The organism is Cobetia sp. cqz5-12, from assembly GCF_016495405.1.
In the GTDB taxonomy this organism is placed as follows: domain Bacteria; phylum Pseudomonadota; class Gammaproteobacteria; order Pseudomonadales; family Halomonadaceae; genus Cobetia.
This window is the reverse complement of record NZ_CP044522.1, coordinates 2101023-2115442: the sequence shown is the minus strand read 5'-3', so window position 1 is coordinate 2115442 and position 14420 is coordinate 2101023. Positions and strand designations below refer to the sequence as shown.

The following is a 14420-nucleotide window of genomic DNA, read 5'->3' as shown; positions in this document are numbered from 1 at the left end:
CCGATAATCTCGGGGGCGGCTTTTGTTTACCCCCTCACGGCATCAGCCGTGAGGATTGGCGCTCAAACGCTATCTTGTCGAGTGGATAGCGCTTAGGCGTCAGGCAACGGCGGGTTGCTGACGACGTCGACGTACCTGCAGGAAGCCGATCAACCACAGCAACGCCAGTGCCGGCAGCATGGCGATTTCCTTCGGCGGACGCTCAGCCGTCTGCTGGATGCCATCGATGGTGAAGTCGAAGTCGATGCCGGCCTGCTGTGCCACGCTGCCGTACTCGATCATGCTGACCAGCACCTGCTCGTCGCTGATGTCCAGCGTCAGGCCGACATCGGTCAGACGGGCTTCGCCACTCTCGGCGTCAGAGACCGGCAGCAACACGGTCTTGGAAACCTCGTCGCCATCCAGGTTGATGCCCGAGACGTGAATCGGCAGCTTGCTGTCCACCGGCGCTTCGGCGATCAGCGTCTCGATCTGCTGCGGTGCGGCCATGGTGGTGGGCGGATAGATCATGTCCCACCAGTAGCCCGGACGGAACAGCGTAAAGGTGATCAGCAGCAGACCGATGGTCTCGTACCAGCGCGTGCGGGTCAGCCAGTAGCCTTGGGTCGCCGCTGCGAAGACCAGCATCGCCGCGACGGCCGAGGCCACCGTGATCGCCAGGTGCCAGTAGCTGTCGATGTTCATCAGCAGCAGGTTGGTATTGAAGATGAACATGAACGGCAGGATCGCGGTGCGGATATCGTAGGTGAAGCCCTGGATACCGGTCTTGATCGGGTCTGCCTTGGCAATCGCGGCCGCCGCGAAGGCGGCTAGACCCACCGGTGGCGTGTCATCAGCCAATATCCCGAAGTAGAACACGAACAGGTGCACGGCGATCAGCGGCACGATCAGGCCGTTTTCCGCGCCCAGATTGACGATGACCGGTGCCATCAGCGTCGAGACGACGATGTAGTTGGCGGTCGTCGGCAGGCCCATGCCCAGGATCAGGCTGATCACGGCGGTGAAGAGCAGGATCAGCATCAGGTTGCCGGCCGAGATGAACTCGACGAAGGCAGTCATCTTGAGGCCCAGTCCGGTCAGGGTCACGGTGCCAACGACGATACCTGCCGCCGCAGTCGCCACGCCGATACCGATCATGTTCTTGGCGCCGATCACCAGGCCATGGAAGAGGTCTTCGCCACCGCGTTGTGCGGCGCCGCCGACATTGCCTTCCTTGCGGAAGATGGCCACCAGCGGACGCTGGGTCACGGTGATGAAGATCATGAACAGTACGGCCCAGAAAGCCGATAGCCCCGGTGACATGCGTTCAACCGTCAGGCACCACACCAGTACCACGACCGGCAGCAGGAAGTAGAGACCGACCTTGACGGTCGGACCGACCGGCGGCAGTTCATCGATATCGCCTTCCCCAAGCTCCGGGAAGCGTGCCGAGTAGGCGATCAGTGCCACATAGGAGGCCAGCAGCAGCGGCAGCACGATCCAGGCCGCGCCGTCACCCGCCAGGGTCTTGATCCAGCCGATGCCGTAGTAGACGACCAGAGTGAGTATCCCCATGCCGATGAAGACGGTCAGGAAGGTCAGCAAGGTCGCGATCATGCTGGTCTTCTGGGTGCGCTTGAGGCCTTCCATGCCGGCCTTGCACGCTTCCAGGTGCACGATGTAGATCAGGGCGATGTAGGAAATCAATGCCGGCAGCAAGGCATGCTTGATGACGTCAAGGTAAGGAATGCCGACGTATTCGACCATCAGGAAGGCTGCGGCACCCATGATCGGCGGCGTCAGCTGACCATTGGTGGACGCTGCCACTTCCACGGCGCCCGCCTTGGTGGCCGGGAAGCCGACCTTCTTCATCAGCGGGATGGTGAAGGTGCCGGTAGTGACGACGTTGGCGATGGAGGAGCCGGAGATGATGCCGGACAGGCCAGAGGCGACGACGGCGGCCTTGGCCGGTCCGCCACGCATATGGCCGAGCATGGAGAAGGCCATGCGGATGAAGTAGTTACCGGCGCCTGCGCGTTCCAGCAAGGCACCAAACAGCACGAACAGGAATACGAAGTCGGTGGAAACACCGAGCGCGACCCCGAACACCCCTTCCGTGGTCAGCCACTGGTGGCCGAGCAGCTTGTTGAGGCTGGCCCCGGCATGCGCGATGACATCGGGCATGTAGGCGCCGAACAGACTGTAGAGCAGAAAGACGCTGGCGACGACCGCAAGTGGCGGCCCGAGTGCGCGGCGCGTGGCTTCCAGCAGCAGGACCAGGCCGATCCCCGAGAACACCAGGTCCACGGTGGTATAGGCGCCAGCGCGGCGTGCCAGCTCATCACTGAAGATCAGCACATAGGCGACACCCGCCACGGCGAAGATCGCCAATGCCCAGTCATAGAGAGGAATGCGGTTGGCGGGGGCACCCTTGTAGGCCGGGTACGCCACGAAGGCCAGCGAAATGGCAAAACAGAGATGCACGGCGCGCGCGGTGTCGGAATTGAGCAGTGACAGCGGCGAGGCGTGGTAAAGCTGAAACAACGACCATGCCAGTGGAATCAGCCACATGAAGTGGCGGCCCACGAAGCCCACGGGATGACGGCCGCCGGTTTCCGACTCCAGCATCTCGAGGACTTCAGCATCATGATGCGTCTCGGCGTCTGGCGCCTGAGACGTTGCTGCAGTTTGGGTTTTGGTCATTTTTTGTGATCCGGTACGCGAGTCAGGCGATGGCTGACAGGTCACCTTCCTGCTCGACCAGAAGGTCCTGCTCAACCACATGCTTATCAAGCTGGTTACGTCTTCAGTATGTCCGGCCTGACAGATGTTTCCATTGATTCACCCAATCAGGGCGCAAATTAACTGAACGCTTTCCTGAACGGGCAGCGAGCTAGGCTCGTGACGAGCGTGAGACCTTGCCTGGTCACGCTTGTCCATGCTGCGGCTGCCGTTACGCCACTTGCCACTCGCAGGCAAGTCTTGATTGCGCAATGACAGCGGGTGTCTCTGCTGCGCTATCCCTGCTCGGCCTTTTCTTGCTTGGCCCTTTCCTGCACGACCTAAGTGGCCGCCCGGGAATGCAGACTTTCCACAAGCACGGAGACCGCAACGAGTGCGGTCTCCGGGAATTCCCTGTGCTCCCTATGCTCGGGTCCTTGAGCACAGGGTGAGCGTTCATGCACGGCGCCTCGCAGGCGAGGCACACAGGGCATATCACTCGCTCAGCAGGCCAGCTTCCTTGTAGTACTGCTTGGCGCCATCGTGCAGCGGCGCCGTCAGGGAAGCATTGACCATCTCTTCCTTCTTCAGAACCTGGAACGCCGGGTGCAGGCGCTGGAACTGATCGAAGTTGTCGAACACGGCCTTGACCACTTCGTAGGCGACGCGGTCTTCGACTTCCGCGCTGGACACGATGGTCGCGCGGACACCGAAGGTGGTCACGTCGTCATCGTTGCCGCGGTACATGCCACCCGGGATGGTCGCGACGGAGAAGTAAGGCTTCTCTTCGACCAGCTTGGTGACGGCGTCGCCGGTGACATTGACGATGTTTGCGTCACAGGTGGTGGTCGCTTCCTTGATGGAACCGGACGGGTGACCCACGACGTAGACGTAACCGTCGATCTTGTTGTCACACAGCGCGGAAGACATCTCGGAGGCCTTGAGCTCGGAGGCCACGGAATACACGCTGGTGTCCTTGCCCTGAGAGGACAGCAGAGTGTCAATGGTCGAGCGCTGACCGGAACCCGGGTTACCGATATTCATGCGCTTGCCTTCCAGCTGGTCGAACTCGGTCACGCCGCTGTCCTTGCGAGCGACGACAGTGAACGGTTCCGGGTGCAGGGAGAACAGTGAACGCAGGTCCTTGTTCGGGCCGAAGTCTTCGAAGTCGCCCTTGCCTTCATAGGCATTGTAATGCGCGTCAGACTGGGCAACGCCCATGTCCAGCTCGCCGGTACGGATGCTGTTCAGGTTGTAGCCGGAACCGCCCGTGGATTCGACGCTGCAGCGAATGCCGTGTTCGGCCTTGCCACGATTGACCAAGCGGCAGATTGCACCACCAGCCGGATAGTAAACGCCTGTTACACCGCCGGTGCCGATGGTTACGAAGGTCTGCTCGGCGGCGCTGGCGCCTCCGGAGATCCCCATCAGGCCAAGACCTGCGGTCGCGACCGCCGCTGTCAGCGACTTCTTGATCATGGTCATGTTGAAACTCCCTTTGCTGGCTTGTTATTGGTCTTGCCGTCGTGCACCTCGGTACCGGCCAGGCCCTTGCTTTTATCGCGTGTGAAACAAGCCGATTTTCAGGCTTATCCACTGCCACATGGCTGATATTTCAGTAATTTGAGGTGCATAACGCTGCACTGAGACTAGCATAGCTGAAGTGTGCGAGTACCAGCTTGTCATGCTTTATGCTACGAAAGGTGTAGGTGTTGGCAGTGAACTGCGCAGGCAACGACTTGTCCCTCGCCACGCGAGGATTGCCGCTTCCTCATTGCGTGCAACTTTCAGCGCGGATTCAGGTGGTCGCTGCAGCTGACTGTGTAACCTGCACCGTTACTCAGTAACCATGCCCCCCCTTTCGCAGTCAATTTGCGCCTGGGAGCCCGCAGAAGACGCATGCAAGAACGCCCCACGGCAAGGCCGTGGGGCGTTTTATTTCGACGTTCAGTCTTTCAAAGCTCAGTCTTTTCGACGCGCTGTCTTGGCGACTGGCTTGTCAGGTGCGCGTGACACTGCGCATGGTGACGAATTCTTCCGCTGCCGTCGGGTGAATGCCCACGGTCAGGTCAAAGTCGGCCTTGGTCAGGCCGGCACGCACGGCGATGCCGATGCCCTGCATGATCTCACCGGCTTCATCACCGACCATGTGTACGCCGACGACCTTGTCGCTGGCATCATCGACGATCAGTTTCATCAGGCTGCGCTCATCGCTGCCGGACAGGGTGTGCTTGAGCGGACGGAAGTCGGCGGTGTAGACGCGGATGCTGTCGAACTTCTCGCGGGCCGCTTCCTCGCTGAGGCCGACGGTACCGATATTCGGATGACAGAATACTGCCGTCGCGATGGTGTCGTAATCCAGACCACCCACGACGCCGTCGCCGAAGTGCGCACGCACCAGGTGCATGGCTTCTTCAAGTGCCACCGGCGTCAGTTCCGGGCCACCGATGATGTCACCCAGCGCGAGGATGGACGGGGTGGTGGTCTCGAAGCGCTCGTTGACGCGCACGGTGCCATCGACATTCAGCGCCACATCGACATTCTCGAGCCCCAGGCCTTCGATGTTCGGCTTGCGGCCGGTGGCGGCGAGGATGCAATCCACTTCCAGCGCCTGGCCATCGCTGAGACGCACGCTGTAGACGTCGCCCTGCTTGTCGATGGACTCGACCGTGGTGTTGAAGTGTAGATTGACGCCCTTCTTGGACATCTCGTCACGCGTGAACTCGCGTACTTCGTTGTCAAAGCCACGCAGGAACAGATCGCCGCGATAGCTCAGGTGCGTCTCGGCCCCCAGGCCATTGAAGATACTGGCGAACTCGACGGCGATATAGCCGCCACCAATGACGAAGAAGCGCTTCGGGAAGCTTTCCAGGTCGAAGATGCGGTTGGAATCCAGCGCATGTTCACGACCCGGGAAGTCCGGCAGGAACGGCCAGCCACCGGTGGCAACCAGAATCTTGGCCGCGGTGTGGCGCTCGCCATTGACGACGACGGTGTTGGCATCGGCGATGCTGGCACGGCCTTCGATCAGCGTGGCACCGGAGTTGTTGAGCAGATTGCGATAGATGCCGTTCAGACGAGAGATCTCGGCGGTCTTGCGATCGCGCAGGGTCGCCCAGTCAAAGCGAGGGGTGTCCCCCAGATCCCAACCAAAGCCGGCGCTGTCCTTGAAGGAATCATGGTAATGGGCAGCGTAGGAGTAGAGCTTCTTGGGCACGCAACCGACATTGACACAGGTACCGCCGAGGTAGCGGTCTTCTGCCACGGCAACGCGGGCGCCGGTCGCGGCGGCGGTACGGGCAGCGCGAACGCCGCCGGAGCCGGCACCAATGACGAACAGGTCGAAGTCAAACTGGCCTGTCGCAGGCTGATGGGTCTGATCGGTCACGGGAATCTCCTTGATGAATTGGCCACATGGTATCAGGACTCGCGCGCCCTCGGGAGTCCCGTGACGATGGGCACGGTTACCCGCGTATCGGCCTTCAGGTTGACCCTGTGGCCTCTGACACGGTAAATATGTGCAACAAGCATGTTAGACAAAAGTTACAACGTGCTGGCACAGGGGCTAGCACCGTCATTGGCGAAGCGCTCTACGGGCGCGTAACATCGTCACTCTGTCTCGAGGGCCTGAGCCCGGAAGGTCTGCGCCCGAGAGGCATCACGGCCAACGCCTCTGTGTGAGAACCATCCCCTGCCCCCGTCATTTGAAAAAGTGGTCTCCCTGCCATGAGCAATATCGAAAAGCTGCTTGAGCAAAACAAGGTCTGGGCTGAATCCATGACCGAGCGCGACCCTGAGTTCTTCAAGCGCCTCTCGGACCAGCAGAATCCTGACTTTCTGTGGATCGGCTGCTCGGATTCCCGCGTACCGGCCAACCAGATCATCGACCTGCCGCCCGGTGAAGTCTTCGTTCATCGCAATGTCGCCAACCTGATCCACTACAACGACATGAACGCGTTGTCGGTGATCCAGTACGCCGTCGATGTCCTGAAGGTCGAGCACATCATGATCGTCGGCCATTACGGTTGTGGTGGCGTGCGTGCCTCGATCACCGGCGGTGACAATGGCATGGTCGACTACTGGCTGCACACCCTGCGTGAGCTCTACAATCTGCACTATGACGAGCTCAAGGACCTGCCGCTGGATGAGCAGGTCGACCGCATGTGCGAACTCAATGTCCGCTCTCAGGTGCAGAACCTGGCCAGAACCAAGATCCTGCAACGCGCCTGGGAGCGCGGTCAGAAGCTGGAAGTGCACGGCTGGGTCTACGGCCTGTCCGATGGTCGAGTGAACAACCTCGATTGCACCATCAGCAACCTGTCACAGGTGCCGCAGCTGTATCGTGTGGACCGCATCGAGCCGTTACCGCAGCAGGACTGAGCAAGCCGCCCTGATCCAGCTGCCGGTGCCACAGGGTGCCGGTGGCGTTATCGTCAGTGCCCTCCTGAACGCGCCTCCCACTCGGGAGGCGCGTTGCGTTTCAGGACTCCCTCTTATCGAGACTGGCCCTCAGTCGCCTTACCTCAGCCGCCTTACCTCAGACGCTCCTCCCTCCTCAAACGCTCCTCCCTTCTGCCAGTGCATAGCCGCGAGTGCTTGCCAGCGGCGACTGCCTTGTCGCCTATCTGCCTGACCTCCAATGTGCTGACTTGCAATGTTCTGATCACCTATGGCTTGGCGTCTATTGAGTGGGGACGGGGCTCGTGATCATCTACGCTGGAAAGTCTTTCACGTGCTTTCAGCGCAGCGTTTGTGAATTTTACAGCGCAATAGCGACCTTGCAGGGCTTCGTGAAAGGCCTCAGAGGCGCAACTTTGGTCGCAGAACGCCACGCGCACCAATCAAGTGCAGAGGCTGCACTCATCAAAAAATCACCACGTATCCTGTCGGCTTTTCTACCGCTGATGGCGTCTGCTGATCGCCAGGTGACGTGACGCTTGATTGTCGCCATACGGCGTACGCAATGTCTCTCGAGCAGGCGCTGTCGACTGACGGGACGCACACACAACACGGCCACACCGCGGCCGGGAATCTTCCCGAGGCCCGACCATCATTATTCATTCAAATTATTGATTATATTGGTATTTTCTTGTCGCGAAGGCTTGCGGTGTGAGAGAGGAAGACCAGTGTCACGGTGGTTTTCTCGACAGGAGGCAGGACTGAGTCTCTCCGCGTTGCCTCGACAGGAGGCGCGTGCAGCTCGCAGCTTGATTGATGTGAAAGATGGTGTTGCCGTGTGACATCCGGGGTGTCGCTTCGCCCCTCCCGCACCCTGCACCAGCCTGGATGACGTTGCGTCGTGAGGAAAAGGCTATTCACCACCTGAATCCGGCTACTCAACATTTCGATTGTCCCGCGACCAAGTGACTCTCTACTGTTAGAACGCATCCTGCGTGTCTACCTCGATAGCCGTGCAGGATCGCCACAACAACAATCAAACTACACAAGCAAAGGGATGCTCATGACCCGTCAGAATGCCCTCCAGTCTTTCTTGCCCAAGAAGACCCTGTGTGCGCTGATCGGCAGCGCGACATTGGCCATGGCGGCTCCGGCAATGGCCGAAGACGTCACCCTGCGCATGGCCTACGACGCTGACCCCGTGACCCTCGATATCCACGAACAGCTCTCCGGCGGCACCCTGCAGCTGTCGCACATGGTCTACGACCCGCTGATTCGCTGGAACAAGGACCTCGGCTTCGATGGTCGCCTGGCCAAGAGCTGGGAGCGTGTCGACGACAACACCATGCGCTTCCATCTGCGCGAAGGCGTCAAGTTCCACTCCGGCAATGACTTCTCCGCCAAGGATGTGGTCTGGACTATTGAGCGCCTCAAGAAGAGTGCCGACTTCAAGGCCATCTTCGCACCCTTCACTGACGTCAAGGCCGTCGATGACTACACCGTGGACCTGGTGACCGACAAGCCGTTCCCGCTGGTGCTGAATGCCGCCACCTACATCTTCCCGATGGACAGCGCGTTCTATTCCGGTGAGACCGAAGACGGCAAGGCCAAGGATGAGATCGCCAAGGCCGCCAACACCTTCGCCTCACGCAACGAGTCCGGCACCGGCCCCTACAAGGTCACCGACCGTCAGCAAGGCGTGAAGATCAGTTTCGAACGCTTCGAGGATTACTGGGACACCGAATCCCCGGGTAACGTCGATGACATCGTGCTGACGCCGATCAAGGAAAACGCCACCCGTGTCGCGGCGCTGCTTTCCGGCGACATGGACTTCATCGCGCCGGTACCGCCGACCGATCTGGAACGTATTCGCAAGCAGGATGGCGTGCACCTGGTCGAGATGGGCGGCACACGCATCATCACCTTCCAGATGAACCAGGAACGTGTCGAAGCCTTCAAGGACAAGCGTGTCCGTCAGGCCGTCAACTACGCCATCAACCAGGAAGGCATCGCCCAGAAGCTGATGAAAGGCTTCGCGACTCCCGCCGCCCAGATGTCGCCGGATGGCTATCAGGGCCACAATCCTGAGCTGACGCCGCGCTATGACGTGGCCAAGGCCAAGGAGCTGATGAAGGAAGCCGGATACGAGGATGGTTTCGAGATCAGCATGATGGCGCCCAACAACCGCTATGTGAACGACGCCAAGATCGCCCAGGCGGTCGCCTCGATGCTGGCCAAGATCAACATCACGGTAGATCTCAAGACCCTGCCCAAGGCCCAGTACTGGCCGGAATATGATGCGCGTGCGGCTGACATGATGATGATCGGCTGGCACTCGGATACCGAAGACAGTGCCAACTTCTTCGAATTCCTGACCTTCTGCCCTGATGCCGACAGCGGTGTCGGCCAGTACAACTCAGGCAACTACTGCAACCCGGACGTCGACAAGATGGTCACCGAGGCCAACCTGGAGACCGACACCGAGAAGCGCGCCAAGATGCTGCAGGCCGCCGAGAAAGCCGTCTACGACGATGCCGGTTTCGTGCCGCTGCACTGGCAGAACCTGGCCTGGGGCGCGCGTGATGGCGTCAACATCGAGCCGGTGTTGAACGTGATGAACTTCCCGTATCTGGGGGATCTGGTCATCGACCAGGACTGACCCCACGCCGTGAGTGAGTGACAGGCACTGAACCACTTTGCCTCGTTCAGTGCCATGTTTCTGGCCACGCCCCCCTCGCGACAGGCAAGTCAGGCAACCGGAGTTAGCCAAAGTGAACTCTCTGGTTGCCCTGCTGACCTGAACGCGACGACGTACCCCCGCCTGTTCCTTCCCTTTTGTCATCGCCTCTCGGTGATGGGTTGGGGAGCCTGTGCCCGATGACAGCGCAACGACAGGCGGGACTCCTGACACCCCGCGTGATCGGCCGACATCAAGATGGCCGACTCGCACCAGATCGTGATGCTCACGAGGAAGGTGGCGATCCATGATTGCCTTTCTGATCAAACGCCTGATGCACGCCGTACTGGTCATGTTCGTGATCAGCATCATCAGCTTCGCCATCCAGGACAATCTGGGCGACCCGCTGCGCGAGATGACCGGCCAGGCCGTGTCGGAAGCCCAGCGAGAAGTCATGCGCGATGAACTGGGCCTCAACGACCCCTTCATCACCCAATATCTGCGTTTTGCCGGCAACGCCCTGCAAGGTGATCTCGGCACCTCGTATTTCTACAAGCAGCCGGCGACCGAGGTGATTCTCAAGCACCTGCCCGCCACGCTGGAGCTGGTGATGGCCTCGAGCCTGATCATCATCCTGCTCTCGGCCCCCATCGGGGTATTCGCGGCGATCCGACCGCGAAACTGGCTGTCACGCCTGTTCATGGGCACCTCGATCATCGGTATCTCGGTGCCGGTCTTCCTGACGGCCATCGTGTTGATCCAGCTGTTCGCCATCGGCGTGACGGTGGACTGGTTCCCCAGCGATACCACCTGGGGCAGTGTGCTGAACGGCATGCTGTCCACCGATGGCGGCATGCCCTCCTACGGACGTGGTGAGCTGGTACACGTCGCGGGCACCTGGTCCAGCGGCTTCTTCACCGCCGACGGCCTGTGGCACCTGGTACTGCCGGCCATCTCGCTGGCCTCGATCATGCTGCCGCTGTTCATCCGCCTGATTCGTGCCGAGATGATGGAAGTGCTGCAGTCGGACTACATCAAGTTCGCACGCGCCAAGGGTATCGGTCTCAAGCGTATCTACTTCCTGCACGCACTGAAGAACACCATGCTGCCGGTGATCACCGTCGGCGGTGTGCAGATCGGCACCATGGTGGCCTACACCATCCTGACCGAGACCGTCTTCCAGTGGCCGGGCATGGGTCTGATGTTCCTCGAGGCCATCACCCGCTCCGACATCCCGCTGATCGTGGCCTATCTGATGATGGTCGGCGTGATCTTCGTGATCACCAACACCCTCGTCGATCTGATCTACGGACTGGTCAACCCCACCGTCAAGCTTGCGGGGAAACCGGCATGAGCCAATCCAATACCCAATCGAGCAACACGCCCGTCACCCCGAAGACCAGCTCCATCGCGGTCCCCGGCCGCTGGCAGCGTTTCCGTGAGTCCTACCTGGTCTACAGCTTCAAGCGTGACTGGATGGCTCAGGCCTGTCTGCTGGTGTTCATCGCCATGGTGCTCGGGGCCTTCCTCGCGCCGTGGATCGCCCCGGCCGACCCCTATGACCTGGCCAGCATCGACATCATGAACTCGGAGCTGCCGCCGGCATGGATGGCAGGCGGTGACCCCGCCTTCTTGCTGGGCACGGATGCCCAGGGGCGTGATCTGCTCTCCACCATTCTCTACGGCACACGCGTGTCGCTGTTGATCGGCTTCGGCGCGGTCATCCTGCAGGCACTGCTCGGCGTGACCTTCGGGCTGCTGGCGGGTTACCTGGGCGGGCGCATCGATGCCTTCCTGATGCGCATGGCCGATATCCAGCTGTCGTTCTCGACCCTGATGGTGGCCATCGTGGTGGGCGCCATCATCAAGGCGACCTTCGGCGGTGCCGCCTTCTCGGACTACGCGCTGATCCTGTTGATCCTGATCATCGGGCTGGCGGAATGGCCACAGTATGCGCGTACCGTCCGTGCCTCGGTGCTGGCGGAGAAGAACAAGGAATACGTCGATGCCGCGCGGGTGATGGGCTTCCGCTCCCGCCGCATCATGTTCCGTCATATCCTGCCCAACACCTTGTCGCCGATCTTCGTCATCTCCACGGTGCAGATCGCCAACGCGATCATCTCGGAGGCGGCGTTGTCCTTCCTCGGTCTCGGCATGCCGGAGACCCAGCCATCACTAGGGTCACTGATCAAATCCGGCTTCGACTACCTGCAGTCAGGCAGCTGGTGGATCACGCTGATCCCCGGTGGTGTGCTGATCGTGCTGGTACTGGTCATCAACCTGCTGGGCGACTGGCTGCGTGATGTCATGAACCCGCGTCTCTACAAGGGCTGAAGCCGAGAGGAGTCAAGACAATGGCACTACTTGAAGTCAACCACCTCGACGTGCGCTTCGCCATGCGAGGCGGTGAGGTCCGCGCCCTGCGCGATGTCAGTTTTACCCTAGAGCGCGGTGAGCGACTGGGGATTGTCGGTGAATCGGGGGCCGGCAAGTCGGTCGCGGCCTTCACCATCCTGAATCTGATCGCCAAGCCCGGCTACATCGCCGGCGGCGAGATCAAATTCGATGGCGAGGTGCTCAACACCCTCAAGCCCAAGGCGATGCAGTCGATTCGCGGCAACCGTATCTCGATGATCTTCCAGGACCCGATGATGACGCTCAATCCGGTGCTGACCATCGGCGAGCAGATGATCGAGTGCCTGAAGGCGCACCGCCGCATCTCCCGCAAGGATGCGCGCGCCATCGCCCTGCACAAGCTCAATCAGGTCTTCATTCCCTCACCGGAAAAGCGCCTGGAGCAGTACCCTCATGAGCTGTCCGGCGGCATGCGTCAGCGCATCATCATCGCCATCGCGCTGCTGCTGGACCCTGACATCATCGTCGCCGATGAGCCGACCACCGCGCTGGATGTGACCATCCAGGCCGAGATCATGGAGCTCTTGCTGCTGCTGTGCGAGAAGCACAACGTCGGGCTGATCCTGATCACACACGACCTCGGCGTGGTCAGCCAGGTCACCCAGCGCACCCTGGTGATGTATGCCGGGCGTGTCATTGAACAGGGGCCGACCCGCGAGATCATCAATGATGCCCAGCACCCCTACACCCAGGGGCTGATCAACGCCCTGCCCCAGATGGCCACACCCGGCAGCCGTCTGAACCAGATTCGTGGCTCGATGCCGACCCTGACCAAGATTCCGGCCGGCTGCGCCTTCAACCCGCGCTGTGACTTCGCGGCGAGTATCTGCCTCGAGAAGGTGCCGGCCTTTGCCCACTCCGGCAACTGCAAGGTGGCCTGTCATATGGTTGATGCCATGGTCGCCGGCGAGCGCTGGACCCCGATCATCACCGATGCCAACGGCAATGGCGCCACTCCCACTGACAGCCACCGCACGGAGGTGAACGCATGAGCGCGGCAATTCTGAAGGACGCTCAGTCCTCCTCCCAGGCCTCCACCCGTGTCGATAGCGCCGAGCTTGGCGAAACTCTGGTGGAAATCCGTGATCTCGAGAAGCGCTTCTCGTTGTCTGGCGACTTTCTCGAGCAGCTGACCTTCGAGAAGGGGCGCCTGCGTCGCAAGCAGGAATATGTGCACGCCATCAATGGCGTCACGCTGGACGTCAAACGCGGTGAGGCGCTGTGCGTGGTCGGGGAATCCGGCTGTGGCAAGTCGACGGTGGCACGTACCGTGATGGGCCTGCTCAAGCCCAGCGGTGGCGAGGTCCGTTTTGACGGTACCCGCATCGATAATATGGCCCCGCGAGACCTGCTGCCCTACCGCCGTCGCATGCAGATGATCTTCCAGAATCCCTATGCGTCGCTGAATCCGCGCATGACCATCCAGCAGACGCTGGAGGAGCCGCTGCGCTTTCATCAGCCGACGCTCAAGGATGGTGAGGTGCGCGACAAGATCGAGGAGGTGATGCGCTCGGTGGGCATCGACCCGGACTGGGGCAAGCGTTTCGCCCACGAATTCTCGGGCGGCCAGCGTCAGCGTATCTCCATCGCCCGCGCGCTGGCGGTGGACCCGGAATTCATCGTCGCCGATGAGCCGATCTCGGCGCTGGACGTGTCGATCCAGGCGCAGGTGCTCAACCTGATGATGGAGGCCCAGGAGCAGCGCAATCTGACGTATCTGTTCATCACTCACGACCTGGCCGTGGTCGAGCACTTCGGCACCCGCGTCGCGGTCATGTACCTGGGCACGCTGTGCGAGCTGGCGGATACCCGCTCGCTATTTGCCCGCCCACGTCACCCCTATACCCAGGCGTTGATGTCGGCGATACCGCGGCTGCACGATGACAAGCCCAATCACATTCGTCTCGAGGGCGAGGTGCCGACGCCGGTCAATCTGCCTTCGGGCTGTGTCTTCCATGGCCGTTGTCCGCATGCCAATCAGCGTTGCCGTACGGAGATTCCGCGCCTGATCGCCACGGACACCGGTCAGGTCGCCTGCCACGCCGTGGAAGAAGGCCGCATCGACTGAACGTGTCGACCGTTCATATCGATGAGGCGTCATGCAATGGCGTCAGTGGGAAGTTGCAGAGCCCTGTTCGCTGAGCAATGTTCGTTGAGCACAGTTCGATAAGTACAGTTGGCAGGTTAGCCGGTCGCTAGCCTGTCAACCGTGCTTTGCTCTCCTGGTCCT

Annotated in this window: 10 protein-coding genes; 7 read left to right on the top strand and 3 right to left on the bottom strand. The window is 60.8% G+C overall.

All coding sequences use genetic code 11. The features are described from left to right. Nucleotides 1-99: 99 nt before the first annotated feature. The 3 genes from F8A90_RS08930 to gorA form a co-directional block, all read right to left on the bottom strand. Nucleotides 100-2682, bottom strand: coding sequence for a TRAP transporter permease (locus tag F8A90_RS08930; protein WP_200016750.1), 2583 nt, complete (start codon nucleotides 2680-2682; stop codon nucleotides 100-102). 513 nt (nucleotides 2683-3195) lie between these two features. After that, nucleotides 3196-4179 (bottom strand): TAXI family TRAP transporter solute-binding subunit, encoded by a 984-nt coding sequence (locus F8A90_RS08925; protein ID WP_217485816.1) that lies wholly within the window; start codon nucleotides 4177-4179, stop codon nucleotides 3196-3198. 520 nt (nucleotides 4180-4699) lie between these two features. Then, on the bottom strand, nucleotides 4700-6088 hold the full coding sequence (gene gorA / locus F8A90_RS08920; RefSeq protein ID WP_200016749.1) for a glutathione-disulfide reductase: 1389 nt from the start codon (nucleotides 6086-6088) through the stop codon (nucleotides 4700-4702). A 338-nt stretch (nucleotides 6089-6426) separates the two neighbouring features. On the opposite strand from gorA, the gene can reads away from it, so the two are divergent. The 7 genes from can to F8A90_RS08885 all read left to right on the top strand — a co-directional run bounded on the left by can (nucleotide 6427) and on the right by F8A90_RS08885 (nucleotide 14258). Further along, the gene (gene can / locus F8A90_RS08915; protein ID WP_043334249.1) at nucleotides 6427-7080 is read left to right on the top strand and encodes a carbonate dehydratase; all 654 of its coding nucleotides are present in this window, start codon (nucleotides 6427-6429) and stop codon (nucleotides 7078-7080) included. A gap of 323 nt (nucleotides 7081-7403) precedes the next feature. Further along, nucleotides 7404-7634 (top strand): hypothetical protein, encoded by a 231-nt coding sequence (locus tag F8A90_RS08910; RefSeq protein ID WP_200016748.1) that lies wholly within the window; start codon nucleotides 7404-7406, stop codon nucleotides 7632-7634. A gap of 527 nt (nucleotides 7635-8161) precedes the next feature. Further along, complete coding sequence (locus tag F8A90_RS08905) at nucleotides 8162-9757, top strand: ABC transporter substrate-binding protein (protein WP_200016747.1); 1596 nt, start codon at nucleotides 8162-8164, stop codon at nucleotides 9755-9757. A gap of 325 nt (nucleotides 9758-10082) precedes the next feature. Continuing rightward, nucleotides 10083-11129, top strand: a complete 1047-nt coding sequence (locus F8A90_RS08900; RefSeq protein ID WP_166017964.1) for an ABC transporter permease — start codon at nucleotides 10083-10085, stop codon at nucleotides 11127-11129. After that, nucleotides 11126-12109, top strand: coding sequence for an ABC transporter permease (locus F8A90_RS08895; protein ID WP_200019804.1), 984 nt, complete (start codon nucleotides 11126-11128; stop codon nucleotides 12107-12109). The genes F8A90_RS08900 and F8A90_RS08895 overlap by 4 nt, the downstream gene beginning before the upstream one ends. A gap of 20 nt (nucleotides 12110-12129) precedes the next feature. Next, complete coding sequence (locus tag F8A90_RS08890; RefSeq protein WP_200019803.1) at nucleotides 12130-13182, top strand: ABC transporter ATP-binding protein; 1053 nt, start codon at nucleotides 12130-12132, stop codon at nucleotides 13180-13182. After that, complete coding sequence (locus F8A90_RS08885; protein ID WP_107334800.1) at nucleotides 13179-14258, top strand: ABC transporter ATP-binding protein; 1080 nt, start codon at nucleotides 13179-13181, stop codon at nucleotides 14256-14258. The genes F8A90_RS08890 and F8A90_RS08885 overlap by 4 nt, the downstream gene beginning before the upstream one ends. The last annotated feature ends 162 nt before the right edge of the window (nucleotides 14259-14420 follow it).